The sequence below is a fragment of the Streptomyces sp. A2-16 genome, assembly GCF_018128905.1.
Classification (GTDB): Bacteria; Actinomycetota; Actinomycetes; order Streptomycetales; family Streptomycetaceae; genus Streptomyces.
The window spans coordinates 7981648-7999138 of record NZ_CP063808.1; the positions used below are offsets into that span (position 1 = coordinate 7981648).

Consider the following 17491-nt stretch of genomic DNA (forward strand, 5'->3'; position numbering starts at 1 on the left):
ACGGGGGCATGGTGGTGACGGTGGCATCTGCGGTGGTGTGGCTCGTCATGGTCGTGCCGGGGTTCGGGTAGGACCGACAGCGACGACAGCTTTAGGAGTTGTGAAGCGTGACCTCTCTCTTCCCGGCCCTCAGGGGCGCCCCGGCGAACCGGCCCGCCCTGCGGTTCGGCGACCGCTCACTCACCTACGGGCAACTCGCGGCCGCGACCGGCGCCCTGGCGGGCCGTCTCGCGCGGTACGACCGCGTGGCCGTATGGGCGACCGCGGAACTGGAGACCGCGGTGGCCGTGGTGGCGGCGCTGGAGGCCGGTGTCGCCGCGGTGCCGCTCAATCCGAAGTCCGGCGAGAAGGAGCTCGGGCACATCCTCAACGACAGCGCGCCGGGCCTGCTGCTCGCCGCGCCCGGCGCCGAACTCCCGCCTGCCCTGGGCGACTTGGAGCGCCTCGACATCGACGCGCACGCCACCGGCGGCGCCACCCCGGAGCCGCGGGCACAGGACGGCGACCCCGCCCTGGTCGTCTACACCTCCGGCACCACCGGCCCGCCGAAGGGTGCCGTGATCCCCCGTCGGGCCGTCGCCACCACGCTGGACGCCCTCGCCGACGCCTGGCAGTGGACGCCGGACGACGTCCTCGTGCACGGTCTGCCCCTCTTCCATGTGCACGGCCTGGTCCTCGGCATCCTCGGCCCGCTCCGCCGCGGCGGCTCGGTCCGTCACCTCGGCCGGTTCAGCACGGACGGCGTGGCCCGCGAACTGAACGACGGCGCGACGATGCTCTTCGGTGTCCCCACGATGTACCACCGCATCGCCGAAACCCTGCCGGAGGACCCGGAGTTGGCGAAGGCCCTGGGCGGGGCCCGGCTCCTCGTCTCCGGCTCGGCGGCGCTGCCCGTGCACGACCACGAGCGCATCACGGCCACGACCGGCCGCCGGGTCATCGAGCGCTACGGCATGACGGAGACCCTCATGAACACCAGCGTGCGCGCCGACGGCGAGCCGCGCGCCGGGACGGTGGGCGTGCCGCTGCCGGGCGTGGAGCTGCGGCTGGTGGAGGAGGACGGGGCGCCGATCACGTCGTACGACGGCGAGACGGTGGGCGAGATCCAGGTGCGCGGGCCCAACCTGTTCACCGAGTACCTGAACCGGCCGGACGCGACGGCGACCGCGTTCACGGCGGACGGGTGGTTCCGTACGGGGGACATGGCGGTGCGGGACGCGGACGGATACGTCCGGATCGTCGGCCGGAAGGCCACCGACCTGATCAAGAGCGGGGGTTACAAGATCGGGGCGGGCGAGATCGAGAACGCGCTGCTGGAGCACCCGGGGGTGCGGGAGGCCGCGGTGACCGGGGAACCGGACCCGGACCTGGGTGAGCGGATCGTGGCGTGGATCGTCGCGCAGGACCCTCAATCGCCGCCGCAGCTGGACGAGTTGGCGGACCATGTGGCGCGCCGGCTGGCTCCCCACAAGCGTCCCAGGGTCGTCCATCACATCGACTCCCTTCCCCGCAACGACATGGGCAAGATCATGAAGCGGGCACTGCATGGCTGAGCGCCTTTCCGCACGGGAGGTCGTCGCCCTGGTGGCCGACGACTTCACCGAAATCCCGTACCCCGAACGGCAGTCGAGGCCCGACGGCCCCCTCGCCTGGCAGGGCTACGACGACGCGCGCGCCCGCGCCGCGGAACGCACCGGCGAGCAGGAGTCGGTCGTCTGCGGCACGGCACACGTCGAGGGCACCCCGGCCGTCCTGATCGCCTTCGAGTTCGGCTTCCTCGGCGGCTCCCTGGGCGAACGCACCGGCGACCGGCTGGAGGCCGCGTACACGTACGCCCGTGCGCACCGCCTCCCCGTGGTCCCGTTGGTGGCCACGGGCGGCAGCCGTATGCAGGAGGGCATGCTCGCCCTCACCCAACTCCAGCGCGTGGCACGCCAGTCGGCCCTCACCCGCGAGGCGGGCCTGCCCCAGATCGCGGTCCTGCGCGACCCCACCACGGGCGGCGGCTGGGCCACCCTGGGCGCCGGCGCGGACGTGATCCTCGCCCTTCCCGACGCCCAGGTCGGCTTCGCGGGCTCCCGCGTCCGCCCCCCGAACGCGGACCCGACGGCATACACGGCCCAGGCACAGGTGGCATCGGGCGCGGCAGACACGGTGGTGCCCGCGGCGGCCCTGCGGGAGACGCTGGGCCAGTGGCTGCGACTGCTGGGTCGCCGGGCGAGCGGGACGGCTCTTGGGCCGGCGGACGCGGGCGCTGGGACGGCTCGCGGGACGGCGGACGCGGCCGGCGGGACGGCTCCCGGACTGGCGGCCACAGCGGAGGGGACGACACGCGGGTCGGCGGACACAACCGGCAGGGCGGCTCGCGGGACGGCGGACGCAGCGGAGGGGACGACACGCCGGTCGGCGGACACAGCCAGCGGAGCGGCTCGCGGGTCGGCGGACGCAGCCGGCGGGGCGACCCCTGAGCCGGTGGACGCAATCGGCGGAACGTCCCCCGGCCCGGCGGACACAGCGGAGAGGGCGAGCCGCAGGTCGGCAGACGCAACCGGCAGCGCGGCCCACACGACGGCGGAGGCAGCCGGCGGGACGGCCCCTGAGCCGGTGGACGCAGCCGGCGGGACGGCCCCTGAGCCGGCGGACGCAACCGGCACGACGGTGCCCGCACCGGCGGACGCCGTCCGCGTGGCGCCCCCGGTGCCGGGCGTCGAGCCCGCCCCGGTCCCCCGCCCCCTCGGTGTCACCGATCTCCCCGGCACCGGCTGGGACGCCGTTCTGCGGGCCCGGTCTCCCCGACGTCCACGAGCCGGGCAGTACTTGGACGCCTACTTCAGTCACCGCGTCGCGATCTCCGGTGACCGTTGCGGCGGCACCGACCCGGGGATGCTGTGCGGGTTCGGCGAGCACGAGGGCCGTACCGTGGCCTACGCAGCCCAGACCGGTACGGCGACCCGGCCCGCCGGCTACCGCACCGCGACCCGCCTGATCCGCCTCGCGGACCGCCTGGGCATCCCGGTGCTCACCCTCGTCGACACCCCGGGCGCGGCCAACGACGCCGAGGCCGAACGCCAGGGCGCGGGCGCGGCCATCGCCGAGCTGTTCACCACGGTCGCCTCCGCCCGCACCCCGATCACCACCCTCCTGATCGGCGAGGGCGGCTCCGGCGGCGCCCTCGCCCTGGCCGCCCCCGGCACCACGTACGCCACACCGGACAGCTACTTCTCCGTGATCGCACCGGAACTGGCGGCGGCGATCCTGAAACGCCCCCCGGAGGAGGCGGAGACGACGGCGAACCACCTGCGGATCCGTCCGCAGGACCTGGTGGAGCTCGGGGTGGTCGCAGCAGCGGACGGGAGGACACCGTCGTAGCCGCCCAGGGCGTCCCTGACCCCCGGTCATACAACCTTACAAAATCTTTACATCGGACATAAGCGACAAAACCGCCCATTCAGCGGCACCCCACCCGGCCCCCTAATAAAGGCGCCCCCTCCCCCCACCCCCGCACGATGCCACTAAGCCCCGCCACCCGGCGCGGCCCACGGTCTGTGCTCTCGGGAGGACCTGCCATGACCGCCAGTCTGGAGCAGCTGCGCCGCTGCCACTTCGCCGTCGACCTGGGTGCGGCGAGGACGCGGGTGTACGTGAAGGGGGCCGGGCTCGTCGTCGACCAGCCGTCGGCCGCCGCCGTGAACACCAAGACCGGCGCGCTGATCGCGGTCGGCGAGTTCGCCGAGAAGATGACGGGGCGTACGCCCGACTACATCCGTGTCGTCCGGCCCGTCTCCGGCGGCACGGTCGTCGACATCGAGATGGCCCAGCGCATGCTGCGGCACCTGCTCGGCGACAAGATCCGCCGCAATCTGCGCCGCAAGCCCCGCCTCCGGGCGGCCGCCTGCACCCCGCACGACGCCGACCCGCTGGCCCGCCGCGCGGCGATCGAGACCCTCGTGGGCCTCGGGGCACGGCGCGTGGAGCTCGTGGACACCCTCATCGCGGCCGCCGTCGGCTGCGGACTGCCCGTCGAACGCCCCGAGGCCACCATGATCATGGTGTGCGGGGCCGCCGCCACCCAGGTCGCCGTGCTCTCCCTCGGGTCGATCGTGACCGCCGAGCGCATCCCGGTGGGCGGCGAGGCCGTCGACCACGCGATCGTCCAGCACCTGCGTCACGAGCACGAGCTGATGCTGCCCAGTCAGTCCGTACGACCGCTGCAGCTCGCCCTCTCCGGCAACGGCCTCACCCCGCAGGGCCCCGCCTCCACCGAGATCCACGGACGGGACGTCGCCACCGGTCTCGCCCGTTCCGTGCAGGTCGACACCGCCGCCGTCCGGGACGCCATCGAGACCCCGCTGACCGCCGTGCTCGACGGCATCGGCCGGGTGCTGCGCAACTGCCCGCCCGACCTGGTGGCCGACCTCGCCGACCGCGGGATCATGATGGTCGGCGGTTCGGCCCTGCTCCCCGGGCTCGACCAGATGCTGCGGCACGCCACCGGGATGCCGGTGCACATCGCCGAGCGGCCCGACGTCTGCGCCGTACAGGGACTGGGGTACATGCTGGAGGGCCAGATCGAACCGCTGTCGCTCGACCCGCTGGCCACCTGAGGCGCGGGCCGGTGCCCGAGGCCCCTCTCCCGCCCCTCCTCGAAGCCGTCCTGGGGGTCGGCACCGACCTCGACCTGCGCACCACCCTCCAGCACATCGTGGACAGCGCCGCCGAGCTGACCGGCGCCCGCTGCGCGTCACTCGACACCACCGACCCCGGGCAGGACGGGCTCAGCGTGATCCGCGCCCCTGGGTCCTCTGCACGCCCGCCGGCCGGGATCAGCGTGCCGATCCGCGTGCGGCACGACGTCTTCGGCACCCTCCGTCTCCACGGCAAGGAGACCTTCACGGAGGCCGACAAGCAGCTTCTCGACGTCCTGGCCGCCCAGGCGGGCATCGCGATCGGCAACGCCCGGCTCTACGAGGCCGCCCGGCAGCGCGAACGGTGGATCGAGGGCGCGGCGGCCGTCACCACCGCACTGCTCACCGGCGAGAGCGCCGCCGACGCCCTGCGGACGGTCGCCGAACAGGCCCGCATCCTCGCCGACGCCTGCGCCGGAGTCGTCCTGCAACGCACCCCGGAGGGCGGCATGGAGATCGTGACCGCATCGACGTACGACGACCCGGGGGACATCGTCGGCACGACCATCGAGCCCGGCAGCGCGGTACTGGAGCAACTCCTGGGCGGGGAGCCGGTGTTCATCCAGGACTCGGCGACCGATCCGCGGATGACGACGCGGGTACGGCACCGGTTCGGGCCCAGCATGATGCTGCCGCTGCAGGCGGACGGCACGCTGATCGGCACCCTCGCGCTGCCCCGGCGGCGCGGCGACCGGCCGTACACCCCCGTGGAGCGGCTGCTGGCGGTGCAGTTCGCCTCCCAGGCCGCCGTGGCCCTCGTCCTCGCCGACGCCCGGCACCAGCGGGAACGGCTCGCGGTGTTCGAGGACCGTGACCGCATCGCGCGCGATCTGCACGACCTGGTGGTCCAGCGGCTCTTCGCCACCGGCCTGATGCTGGAGTCGACCCGGCGCCGCTGCCCCGAGACCGACGTCCGGGAGTTGCTGGGGCGGGCGGTGGACGAGCTGCAGTCGACGATCCAGGAGGTCCGCACGGCGATCCTCACCCTGCAGCAGCCGCCCGCCGACGCGCCGACCGGCCTGCGGGCGCGGGTGCTGAAGGAGACGGCGGCCGCGGCCGCCGTACTGGGGTTCAAGCCGTCCACCCTCTTCACCGGCGCCGTCGAGAACCGCGTCGGCGACCAGGTCGCCGCCCGCCTCCTGACCGCCCTGCGCCGCGCCCTCGCGGATGCCTGCCGCCGCCCCGGCCTCTCCCGCCTCGAGGTCACGGTCGACGCGACGGCCAGGCTGCCGGACGGGCGGGACGGCGTACGGCTGACCGTCCGGGACGACGGCGGCACCGAGGAACAGCCACGCACCTGGCAGTCACCCTTGTGAGCCCGGTGAGGCCCCATGAGTCCCGGTGACGCCCTGCGGGCGCCGGTGAGGCTCTGTGGGCCCCGGTGATCCCCCGTCAGACCATCTCGGGCTGGCGGGCCGTGCCCTCGGGGTGGAACCGCTCCAGCCGCCGGGGCGGCACGATGCTCGGCAGCAGCATCTCCCACATGAGGGTGGTCTCCTGGGTCAGGTCGGCCCGTCCGCTGAGCACCTGCGAGCTGAGCTGCAGTCCGGTCCAGGAGCCGACGATCAGCCGGGCCACCCGCCCGGGGTCGAGGTCGGCCTTGACGTCCCCGCGCTGCTGCGCCTGCACGAGGCACTCCCGGAAGAGCTCGATCCACCGGGTGTAGGGCTCGCTGACGATGCCCGTCCTGGAGCTCTGGTCGATGACCAGGCGGATGCCGGCCCGCACCCGGACGTCCGACACCAGCCGCCGGGCCATGGTGTGCACGATGTCGATGACGGTCTGCATCCCGGGTCTTGCCGCGTCCACGACCGGCTGCAGCGCGGAGAACTGCTCGTCGACGAGAGCCTGGGCGAGCTCCTCCTTCGAGCCGAAGTGGAAGTAGAGCGCGCCCTTGGTCACCCCGGCCTCCTTGACGATGTCCCCGAGGGACGTCCCGTGGTAGCCCTCGGCGTCGAAGGCACGGGCGGCCCCGTCGAGGATGGCCGACCGGGTGACCTCCGCGCGTTCCTGTCTGACCATGCGTCCCACCCCTGCCTGTGTCACGACGAGCTCTCGGGATCAGACTGCCTTCCCGATCTACGAAGAAACCAACCGACTGGCACCTTTCTGGGTGCGCCGGGAAAACACCCCGGGAAACGGGAGGAGTTCGGGAGGAATCACGTCCGCCGGGCCCGGCGATCCCGGCGTGAGCGGGTGCGCCCCTGTGTGCTCCCCGCCGACAGCGCTACGGTGGACGTTCCGACGGCTGTGGGAGGCTCTCTCGTGACGAGCGCAACCGCGACGACCCGACACACCGGAACCGATTCCACCGCGACCGCACCGGCCCTCACCACCGTCACCCGGATCGGTGTGACGGGCCACCGCTCCATCCCGGCCTCCGTCCTTCCGGGTGTGCGGGCACGGATGCGCGAACACCTCAGCGGTGGCGCCCTGGAGGCGTTCACCTGTCTGGCGGCCGGCGCCGACCAGCTGTTCGCGGAGGTCGCCCTGGACAACGACGTCCCGGTGACCGCGGTGATCCCGGGCATGGACTACGAGGCCCATCTCGACGACGACGAGGCGCGCGCCGGGTACCGCAGGATCCTCGCCTGCTGCGCACACCGCCTCGACCTCCCGCCCGAACCGACGCACGAGCAGGCCTACCTCGCCGCGGGCCGCTGGATCGTCGACCACTGCGACCGGCTGATCGCCGTGTGGGACGGCCGCCCGGCCCGGGGGCTGGGCGGCACCGGGGACGTGGTGGCGTACGCGCGGCGGACGGGGGTGCCGGTGAGCGTGCTGTGGGAGCCGGACGTGCACCGCGGACCGTGAGTCGAGCGGGCGCGGGACATCCTCGCCGTCCGGCGCACCGCATGACGGTCCGTCAACTGCCGAACCTGCCGAGCCAGTCCGAGTGCTGCGGCGACATCAGCCGCTCCGCCTCCGCCACCGCGAGCGCCCACCGGTCCTCGGTCACGGTCGTGCTCATCTCGACGCGCAGGGTCTCCAGGTCCTGCTCGACGAGCGAGTGCGCGTACGTCAACGGCCGGTGCCGGCGCACCTCCTGCCAGGCGACCCCGGCCGCCGCGGCCGCGCTGAGCACCCCGGTCAGGTCCCAGCCGCCGAGCATCCCGGCCGCCCTGAGCACCGCGGCGAGCAGGGCCAGCAGGGTCAGTACGGCGGTCACGGACGACCACTGCACGGAGGCGCGGTGGGCCAGGGCGGCGCGACGCCGGTACCAGGCGTGCTGTTCCATGAGCCGCTCGCGCAGATAGACGTCCCGCCGCACCGGGAAGACCTTCGCCCGCACCTGCCGCATCACCGGCGTGATCTGCCCCTCGCCGCGGGCATGGGCCCCGTTCCGGGAGTCCTCCCAGCCCACCTTGCGCATCTCCCGGAGCCGTTCCTCGACCCGCTCCGCGAACAGCGCGTCCGCGTTGGCCACTTGGGAGTGGAAGATGCCCCCGTGCACCATGTACTGCCACGCCAGCGACTTCAGTAACTCGGCGACGGCACGATGGGCCTGCCAGCGTGCGCGGGCCCGGCGCCGCGCGGTGCGCAGCCCGATGCCGATGGTCAGGGCGTACAGCAGCGCGGCCAGCAGCGCCGGGACGTGACTGTCCAGGCGCTCGGCCAGCATCGCCGAGGTCGTGGCGGCCAGCAGCACGATCAACTGAGCGCGGACGGCACGGAAGGATTCACCCTGATGGGTGATCGCGAGTTGATCGTTAACGCGGAAGAGCGGGGGTAGATCGTCGTCGTTCCACGTCACGCCCGGCCCCGGAATACCGACCCTCATGGCCACCCCCGACATCACGCTCCCCCGGACGTCCGAGTATGAGCGCGCACGCGCGCCGTAGCCATGCTCAGGAGGCCGTCGGCTGGGGTATCGTCCGCCTAAAACCGGGTTGTCTCTGTCTCATGGTTCGATTTCCGACACCGGGCCTCTGGTCCCCAGGGCCGGGGACACGCCGGTGCCCACGGAAGGAGACATCAGACAGATGAAGGCTCAGACGGTCACGGAACGCGCGACGGCCGCCGGTTCCGCCCCCCACGGACAGCACACCCCCCTGGGTGCGATCGACTCCAGCGCCACGACAAAGGCCGCTGACCGGGTCACAGGCGGTCCGGGAAGGCGTCCCACGACCTTCGACTCGGCGCTGTAGGGCGTACGTCCGGCCGCGACCGCGCTCGCCGCTCACGGCGGCGGGCGCGGTCGGTCCGCCGGTGGTACGGTCCGATACCACAACACACGTGTGCGGTATATCAATTGGCCGATACGTGTCGTGCGGGGGTGACGGCGCGCGGTAGCGTGTGCTAAGTGACCGTTTCTCTGGGGGACCACCCACTCCAGCAACTCGTCCTGAAGATCCACAGCCGATGTGATCTGGCGTGCGACCACTGCTATGTGTACGAGCACGCGGACAAGAGCTGGAAGACCCGCCCGGTCGTGATCGAGCAGGAGACGGTCCGCCGGACCGCGGCGCGGTTCGCCACGTACGCGCGCGAGCACGACCTCACCTCCGTCACCGTGATCCTGCACGGCGGTGAGCCCCTGCTGGCCGGCCCCGCCCGACTGCGGTCCATCTGCGCCGAGTTGAGTTCGGCGTTCGACGGCGTCGCCGAGCTCGAGCTGAAGATCCACACCAACGGCCTGCAGCTGAGCCGCCGTCACCTGGACGTCTTCCGGGAGTACGGCGTCCTCGTGAGCGTCTCGCTCGACGGGGACCAGGCCGCGAACGACCGGCACCGGCTCGACCGCAGATACCGGAGCAGCTACGACCGCGTCCTGCGCGCGATCGACCTGCTGCGCACCGAGGAGTACCGGCACCTGTTCGGCGGAATTCTGTGCACGGTGGACGTGGCCAATGACCCCGTCGTCGTGCACGACACGCTGTCCTCCCTCTCGCCGCCCCGGATCGACTACCTGCTCCCCCATTCCACCTGGGACACCCCGCCGCCGCGCGGCTCCTCCGGTTCGGCGACGCCGTACGCCGACTGGCTGCTGGCCGTGTTCGACCGCTGGACGGAACAGGGCCGCAAGGTGCGGGTGCGGACCTTCGACTCGGTGCTCAGCACCCTGCGCGGCGGGCCCAGCCTGACCGAGGCCATGGGCCTGGCCCCCTCCGACCTGGCGGTCGTGGAGACGGACGGGTCCTTCGAACAGGTGGACTCGCTCAAGACGGCCTACGACGGCGCGCCCGCCACCGGATTCCACGTCGATCACCACACGTTCGAGCAGGTGGCGGGGCATCCTGGCGTACAGGCCCGGCAACGCGGTCTGCTCGGGCTTTCGAAGACCTGCCGCGAGTGCCCGGTGGTCCAGTCGTGCGGTGGCGGCCTCTACGCCCACCGCTACAGCGCCGAACGCGAGTTCGATAACCCGTCCGTGTTCTGCGGTGATCTTCGTGCCCTCGTCGACGGGATCGCCGAGCGGATCACCGAGCGCTCCCTGTCCCCCGCCGTCCTCGACCCCGAGGCCCTGCGGTTCGCCCGCCAGGAGCTGGACCGGACCCTCCTCGCCTACGCCAACGAGCGGCTGGCCGGGCATCCCGACTGGGACGCGGCCTGGCTGGCACTGCTCGGGCTGGACGCGGACCAGGGCACCGCGGAGCATCTCAACCGGGTGCTGTCCCATCCCTATCTGCGTGCGGCCCTGCGGCATGCCGAGGCGGCCCACACCACCGCCGCCCGCTTCGCCCGCGTGGCCGTGGCGGCGGCCGTGCACGCGCACGCTCCGCTGCGGCTCGCCTGGGATCAGCAGGACCGGGAGCTGCACCTGCCGACGCTGGGCACCCTGACCCTGCCCGCGCCGGGGCGGGTGGAGGCCGTCGTGAGCGCACAGGGTCTCGACATCCGCACCGCCGACGGTGAGCACCTCGAGGCGGGCAAGCAACTCACCGATGTCTGGCGGCCGTTGACGGTGCTGAAGGTGGCGGCCACCGAGCCGCTGCTCATCGACGACGCCGATCCCCGACGTGCCGTCTACCCCGCACCCGTCACCGATCCCCTGGACCCGGACCAACTCGCCTCGTTCCGCGAGCGGTTGCGGATCGCCTACGAGCTCCGGGCGGAGCCGGGATACGAGACGGACGACGACCGCAACGCCCTGCTCGTCGACGCCGTCACCCCGCTCGTCGCCGGGTCCGGGGTGCGGCTCGCCGCCGACGGTCTGGGCGGACTCGGCGTGGCCGTCGACTTCGAACCGGCCTCCTTCGTCAGGGAGTTGCCGCGCCTCGGACGCCGCGCCCGGCTGGCCGCACTGCGCGCGACGACCGATCTGCATGTGCTGGGCAACCGGGCCGGCCGGCTGCTCACCGAGGCCGTCGAGCACCTGGGTGACGTGGCGTACTGGGGCCGCGCGACCCCCGAGGGCCTCCAGGCCCTGGCCCGGGCCGGACACGCCCTGGCCGCCCTGTCCGAACTGCCCGCCCGCGACCTCACCGAGAGCGGCGAGGTACTGGCCGCCGAGCTGCGCGCGGAGTGGACGACGCTCGCGGAGCGGGCGTGACGGTCACCGTTCCCCCGGCGCCCGCACCGAACAGCGGACAGGGCGACACCCGCCCGCCCGCCACCCCGGAAACGCGCGCGGCCCAACTGGCCGACGTCCTCGCGGAGTTACCCCTGCGCGCCGATGCCCCGCTCATGGTCCATGCCTCCCTGAGCGGCACCGGCCTCGCCCCCGCCCGGGTCCGTGACGTGCTGCTCGACGCGCTCGGCCCCCATGGCACGCTCGTCGTACCAGCGTTCACGCCCGAGAACTCGGACAGCTCCCGCGCCCACCGGGCACTGGTCGCGCATCTGAGCGCTGAGGAGGCCGCGGAGTACCGGGCGTCGATGCCGCCTTTCGAACCGGACGCCACCCCCTGCCCGTCGATGGGCGCGCTGGCCGAGTGCGTGCGGACCACTCCCGGAGCCGTGCGCAGCGACCACCCGCAGACCTCGCTGGCCGCGATCGGGCCGCGGGCGGGCGAGCTGCTCGCCGGGCACGATCCGCTCTGCCATCTCGGCGAGCGCTCCCCCCTCGCCGAGCTGTACGCCGCCGACGCCCAAGTGCTGCTGCTGCGCGTGGGGTTCGAGGTGTGCAGCGCCTTCCATCTCGCCGAGTACCGCATGACCCCGAGGCCGCCCCGGCGGCTGTACCGCTGTGTGGTGGGCGACAAGGGCAACTGGTTCACGTACGAGGATCTGGCCCTGTACGACGGTGACTTCGCGGAGGCCGGAGCACGGCTGCCGGATGAACTCCTCGCGCGGCGGGAATGGGTGGGGAAAGCGGTCACACTGTTCGGAATGCGGGCCGCCGTCGACGACGTACGCGATCAGCTGTCCAGATATCGCCTCCGAAATGACCTGAATTAAGTGAACCGCCCGGGCCCTCGGTCAGGCACATTGTTCTTCCGGTTCCAGGTGGCCCCGGTTTCGGGGTCATCGACGCGCAGGGGGGCGTGTTGGAGACACCTGACGGAGAGTGGGGGCAGGCCCCGGCCGAGGGACAGCCCTATTTCTTCCTCAGCTACGCCCACACCCCGCCCTGGGGCTCGGGCGGCGGCGACCCCGATCACTGGGTGCACCAGCTCTACCGGGACCTGTGCAACCACATCATGGCGCTGACCGACCTGCCCGCCGGAGCCGAAGTCGGCTTCATCGACCGGGAGATGGGCTCGGGCGTGGGCTGGCCGAGGAAGCTCAGCGAGAACCTGGCGCGCTGCCGGGTCTTCGTACCGCTGCTGTCGCCGCGCTACTTCACCAGCGAGATGTGCGGCCGGGAGCTGTACGCCTTCAACGAGCGCCTCCTGCACGCCAAGGCCGCCGGGGGACGCGAGGTGTCCGCCATCGTGCCGGCCCTGTGGACGCGCGTGGACTTCCATCAACTGCCGGACTCCATACGCCACATACACCTGGACCGCACGACGTTCGGCGACCGTTACGCGACCAACGGCTTCTACGGGCTCATCAAACTCAGCAGGCTGCGCGACGAGTACGAGGAGACCGTCCTCACCCTCGCGCAGCGCATCGTCCAGGTGGCCGAGGAGTGGCCGCTGCCACCCGGCCGGCTGCGCGACTACGAGTCGACGCCGAGCGCGTTCCGGCCGCGCGGTGAGGAACCGCGGCACATCCATCTGACGGTGGCCGCTCCCACCCTCGACAGCGTCCCCGAGGACCGGGACCCGCGCCCGTACGGCGAGGACCCGCTGGACTGGAACCCGTACCACTCCGAGTCGACCCGTCCGTTGCCCGCGCTGGCGGAGGAGCTGATCCGCTCGCTGGACTACCGGCCCACCGTCTCCTCCTTCGACGACGAGGACACCGAGGGCCCCCTCTCCGCCGGTGTCGGCGAGGACGGCAAGACGGGCCGCCCGCGCATCCTGCTCGTCGACCGGTGGACGCTGACGGACGAGGAACGGCGGCGCAGGCTGAAGGTGTTCGACGCCCAGGCGCAGCCGTGGGTGAGCGCGGTCGTCCCCTGGAACCGCGCCGACCTGCAGTGCCACGGCGACGAGGGGCAGCGCCTGACCCTGGAGTTCGAGCGCACGCTGCCCCTGCTCCTCGAGCGCGGCAGACGGACCGACTGCCGGACCGCGGTCAACGGCGTCCCCACCCTCAAGGCGTTCACCGACGTGCTGCCCGCCGTCGTCGCGCACACCACCCGGCAGTACCTGAAACACGCGGAGGCCCATCCGCCGCCGGGTCCGCACGTGCCAAGGCCCCGACTGCTGGGGCCCATCCCGCCGCCGTACCCGGAAGGCGGACCCGACCACGGAGGAGAAGCATGACGGGCCCGCTCGACGGACGTGTCATCACTTTCTATTCGTACAAAGGCGGTACGGGCCGCACCATGGCCCTGGCCAACACCGCCTGGATCCTCGCGGCCAACGGAAAACGGGTCCTCGCCGTCGACTGGGACCTGGAGGCGCCGGGTCTGCACCGCTTCTTCCACCCGTTCCTCGACCCCAAGGCGCTGTCCGCGACCCCGGGCGTCATCAACATCATCCAGGACTACGCCTGGGCCGCGACCACCGGAACCCAGCGCCCCGACGACTGGCACCTGTCCTACGCCCAGGTCGAACAGCACGCCGTGTCGATCCGCCCCGAGCGCTTCGACCTGCACTTCCCCGAAGGCGGCTCGCTCGACTTCCTCTCCGCGGGCCGCCAGGACCGGGCCTACTCGGCGGCGGTCACCTCGTTCGAGTGGGACAACTTCTACGAGCGCCTCGGCGGCGGCACGTTCCTCAGGGCCCTGCGGGCCAGCATGAAGGCGACGTACGACTACGTGCTGATCGACAGCCGCACCGGACTGTCGGACAACGCCGACATCTGCACCATGGAGATGCCCGACGTCCTGGTGGACTGCTTCACCCTGAGCGACCAGGCCCTGGAGGGCGCGGCGGTCGTCGCCCGCAGTGTCGAGGAGGGCTACCGGCCGCGGCGGATACGGGTCCTGCCGGTGCCGATGCGCATCGACGAGGGCGAGAAGGAGAAGGTCGACGCCGGTCGCGCGCTGGCCCGCATGCGGTTCGAGGGGCTGCCCAAGGGGGCGGACGGCAGGCCGCTGAGCCAGGAGGAGCTCAGCGCCTACTGGGGCAACGTCGAGATCCCCTACCGCCCGTACTACGCCTACGAGGAGACCCTCGCCACCGTCGGCGACGAGAGCGGCATCGCCAACTCGCTGCTGTCCGCCTTCGAACGGCTCACGGCCGTCATCTCCGACCGCGAGGTCACCTCGCTGCCGCAGATCCCCGAGCCGGTCCGGCTGCGCTGCCGGGACGCGTACCTCAGGCGCCGGCCGCTGACCAGCGTGGCCGACGTCGTGGTCGCGTACGCGGCGGAGAAGCGGATGTGGGCCGACTGGGTCGAGTACCTCCTCAAGCGGGCGGGCTGCGAGGTCACGCTGCACGAGATCTCCACCGGTCCGGTCGAACCGGCGGAGACCACCGCCCACACCGTGGTGCTGCTGTCGAAGACCTTCCAGGAGTCCCGCTACGCCGACTCCGTCTGGCGAGCCCTCGGCGAGCGGAGCACGGACGGCGCACGCGGCTCGGTGGTGCCGCTGCGCGTCGAGGAGGTCCCGCTCCCGGAGCCCTGCACCGACCTGCACCGGCTCGACGAGACGGAGTGCGTGGCGGCGCTCCAGCGCGCGCTGGAACTTCCGCTGCAGCAGGCGGAGAACAGCCCCTCGGCGCCCCGTTTCCCCGGCATCACCCCCGGCATCTGGAACGCGCCCCAGCGCAACACGACCTTCACCGGCCGCGCCCCGATCATGGACCGGATCCGGACCCAGCTGGGCGACCTGTCCGGTCCGCCGCAGCCGCAGGCGCTGTTCGGACTGGGCGGTGTGGGCAAGACCCAGCTGGCCATCGAGTACGTGCACCGGTTCATGGCCGACTACGACCTGGTCTGGTGGATGTCCGCCGAGCACATCGACGACGTGGTCGCCTCGCTCGCCGAACTCGCCCCGCTGATAGGGGCTTCCGGCACCGAGGAGGACATGACGAAGGCCAGCCAGGAAGCCGTGCAGCGGCTGTCCAGGGGACTGCCGACCAAACGCTGGATCCTGGTCTTCGACAACGCCGGCGACCCCGCGGAGCTGACCCGCTACTTCCCCACCGGGGACGGCGGCCACATCCTCGTCACCTCCCGCAACCAGGCCTGGTCCCAGCACGGGGCGTCCCAGCAGATCGACGTCTTCGAGCGCAAGGAGAGCGTCGAGCACCTGACCCGGCGCACCGAGGGCGGGCTGACGGCCGAGGACGCCGACCGGGTGGCGGAGGCCGTCGGCGATCTGCCGCTGGCGGTCGAACAGGCGGCGGCCTGGCTGGCCGAGACCGCCACTCCGATCGAGGACTATCTGCGCCAGCTGGCCCGGCAGACCACCGAGGTCCTGGACCTCAACCAGCCGCCCGACTACCCGCGGACGGTCGCCGCGACCTGGAACGTCTCCATCGAACAGCTGGAGAAACGATCACCCGCGGCGGTACGACTCCTCCAGCTGTGCGCCTTCCTGGCACCCGAGCCGATCTCCCAGCAGCTGCTCTACAGCAAGGAGATGATCGCGGCGCTCAAGCCGTACGACCCCTCGCTCCAGGAGAGCCTGCTGCTCGGCCGGGTCATCCGGGAGATCGGCCGGTTCGCGCTCGCCAAGGTCGACCAGAAGACCAACAGCCTCCAGGTGCACCGGCTGGTGCAGGCGGTGATCCGTTCCCAGATGCCCGAGGAGAAGCAGCAGGAGGCCCGGCACGTCGTGCACACCGTCCTTGCGGGCGCCCGGCCCGACGGCGACGAACCCATCGACGACCCGACCACCTGGCCCCGGTTCGCCGTCATCTGGCCGCACCTGGCCGCCTCCGACGCCCGCAACTGCCGTGAGGCCGACACCCGCCGACTGCTCATCGACCGGGTCCGCTACCAGTGGAAACGCGGTGACTTCCTGGCCGCCAGGCGGCTCGCGGAGGACCTGCTCCAGCACTGGAGGCCGGTGCTCGGCGAGGACGACGTCTACTACCTCTACCTGCGGTTCCACCTCGCCAACGTGCTCCGCTCGCAAGGGCGTTACGTGGAGGCCCGGGAGATAGGAGAGGACCTGCTGGAGCGGCAGCGCCGGGAGCTGGGCGAGCAGCACCCGCACACGTACGCCACCATGTCCGCGCTCTCCAGCGACCTGGCGGCGCTCGGCGAGTACACGAAGGCGGTCGAGCTGGCCAAGGAGGCGCACGTCGGCTTCAGCGAGATCTTCCACGAGTCGCACCGGCGCACCCTGAGCGCGGCCAACAACCTCGCGCTGGCCCTGCGGATGGTCGGCAACTACGCGGAGGCGCGCGGCATCGACCAGGACACGCTCGACCGGCGCATGGCCGTCCTCGGCCCCGACCACCCCTACACGCTGGCGTCGGCCGAGCGCCTCGGCCGTGACCTCCGGGAGGTCGGCCGGTACGCGGAGTCGGTGTCGATCCTGTCGCGCACGTACGCGGCCCACAAACGGATCCTGACCGTGGAGTTCCCCGGCACCCTGCGCTGCGCCAAGTCGTTGGCGGTGTCGCTGCGCCGCAACGGCCAGCTGGAGGACGCCCGGCGGCTGACCGAGGCGACCCGCAAGCGGTACAAGGACCAGTACTCGGCCGCCACGCCCGACTCGCTGGCCTGTGACCTGAACCTGGCGGCGGACCTGTTCGCGGCCGACGAACGGGACCGGGCCCGCGAGGTGGCCAGGGAGGTGCTCGCCGAGTACATGAAGGTGCCGGGCGAGGCCCACCCGTACACCCAGGCGGCCCTGAACAACCTGGGGATCTTCCACTGGGGCTGCGGGGACCTGGACGAGGCGGAGGCGGTGTTCCTGAAGGTGCTGCCCCGGATGGCGGAGGTGCTGGGCGTGCACCATCCGCACGCCGTGTTCTGCAGCGTGAACTACGCCAACGTCCTCTACGACCAGGGCCGTTTCGAGGAGGCGCGGGAGCGCGACGAGGCGGCGCTGCCGGTGCTGCGCGAGGCCCTCGGCGGCCACCACCCCGAGACGCTCGCCGTGGTCACCAACCTGGGGCTCAGCCTGCGGGCCCTGGGCCGGGACGGCGAGGCCCGTGCGCTGCGCGACGAGGCGATGGCGGAACTGCGCCTGCTGCTCGGGGAGGACAACGGCATCACCCTCCTGGCCAGCCGCGAGCGACGGATCTACCGGGACCTGGAGCCCCTGTCCGTGTGACCCCGCACAGTCCGGCGCCGCCGACCTTGGCGGCGCCGCCTGTCGGTACGCCTGCCTGCGGCGCGCCGGTGGGCGGATTCACGGCCGCACCGGTGCGTGCCCTCGCGGGCGCGTGACGGGAGGGCCGCGTGAT

General features: G+C 72.3%; 12 protein-coding genes and 1 pseudogene. 11 read left to right on the top strand and 2 right to left on the bottom strand.

Going from position 1 to position 17491, the window contains the following annotated elements:
• The first annotated feature begins 107 nt into the window (after positions 1-107).
• From IOD14_RS35855 to IOD14_RS35875, 5 genes and pseudogenes are all read left to right on the top strand, one after another.
• Positions 108-1553, top strand: a complete 1446-nt coding sequence (locus tag IOD14_RS35855; protein ID WP_212672485.1) for an acyl-CoA synthetase — start codon at positions 108-110, stop codon at positions 1551-1553.
• Positions 1546-2208 (top strand): annotated as a pseudogene (locus tag IOD14_RS35860) (carboxyl transferase domain-containing protein); the annotation flags it as partial. The gene IOD14_RS35855 and the pseudogene IOD14_RS35860, both read left to right, overlap by 8 nt.
• 489 nt (positions 2209-2697) lie before the next feature.
• Positions 2698-3369, top strand: a complete 672-nt coding sequence (locus IOD14_RS35865) for a carboxyl transferase domain-containing protein (RefSeq protein ID WP_249126320.1) — start codon at positions 2698-2700, stop codon at positions 3367-3369.
• Positions 3370-3566: 197 nt separating this feature from the next.
• Entirely contained in the window at positions 3567-4604 is a 1038-nt protein-coding gene (locus tag IOD14_RS35870; protein ID WP_123988942.1) for a rod shape-determining protein, read from the top strand.
• An 11-nt stretch (positions 4605-4615) separates the two neighbouring features.
• A complete protein-coding gene (locus IOD14_RS35875) occupies positions 4616-6001 on the top strand; it encodes a GAF domain-containing protein (RefSeq protein WP_249126150.1) in 1386 nt (461 codons plus the stop codon).
• Between the two features lie 76 nt (positions 6002-6077).
• Here the strand turns inward: IOD14_RS35875 and IOD14_RS35880 are convergent, their stop codons facing one another.
• Positions 6078-6707: a ScbR family autoregulator-binding transcription factor gene (locus IOD14_RS35880; RefSeq protein WP_123988943.1), complete on the bottom strand. Its 630-nt coding sequence runs from the start codon at positions 6705-6707 to the stop codon at positions 6078-6080.
• Between the two features lie 324 nt (positions 6708-7031).
• Between IOD14_RS35880 and IOD14_RS35885 the strand changes: the two genes are divergently transcribed.
• Positions 7032-7499 (top strand): hypothetical protein, encoded by a 468-nt coding sequence (locus IOD14_RS35885; protein ID WP_212673466.1) that lies wholly within the window; start codon positions 7032-7034, stop codon positions 7497-7499.
• Positions 7500-7551: 52 nt separating this feature from the next.
• On the opposite strand, the gene IOD14_RS35890 is transcribed toward IOD14_RS35885, so the two are convergent.
• Positions 7552-8466: a DUF4231 domain-containing protein gene (locus IOD14_RS35890; RefSeq protein ID WP_123988944.1), complete on the bottom strand. Its 915-nt coding sequence runs from the start codon at positions 8464-8466 to the stop codon at positions 7552-7554.
• Between the two features lie 202 nt (positions 8467-8668).
• On the opposite strand from IOD14_RS35890, the gene IOD14_RS35895 reads away from it, so the two are divergent.
• From IOD14_RS35895 to fxsT, 5 genes are all read left to right on the top strand, one after another.
• On the top strand, positions 8669-8833 hold the full coding sequence (locus tag IOD14_RS35895; protein WP_160160126.1) for a hypothetical protein: 165 nt from the start codon (positions 8669-8671) through the stop codon (positions 8831-8833).
• Positions 8834-8988: 155 nt separating this feature from the next.
• Positions 8989-11178, top strand: coding sequence for a radical SAM/SPASM protein FxsB, inactivated metallohydrolase extension form (gene fxsB, locus IOD14_RS35900; RefSeq protein WP_249126151.1), 2190 nt, complete (start codon positions 8989-8991; stop codon positions 11176-11178).
• A gap of 86 nt (positions 11179-11264) precedes the next feature.
• Positions 11265-12026: an AAC(3) family N-acetyltransferase gene (locus IOD14_RS35905; protein ID WP_249126321.1), complete on the top strand. Its 762-nt coding sequence runs from the start codon at positions 11265-11267 to the stop codon at positions 12024-12026.
• A gap of 89 nt (positions 12027-12115) precedes the next feature.
• The gene (locus IOD14_RS35910; protein WP_160160127.1) at positions 12116-13441 is read left to right on the top strand and encodes a TIR-like protein FxsC; all 1326 of its coding nucleotides are present in this window, start codon (positions 12116-12118) and stop codon (positions 13439-13441) included.
• Entirely contained in the window at positions 13438-17358 is a 3921-nt protein-coding gene (gene fxsT / locus IOD14_RS35915; protein ID WP_212672486.1) for an FxSxx-COOH system tetratricopeptide repeat protein, read from the top strand. Before IOD14_RS35910 ends, fxsT begins: the two co-directional genes overlap by 4 nt.
• Positions 17359-17491: the final 133 nt, after the last annotated feature.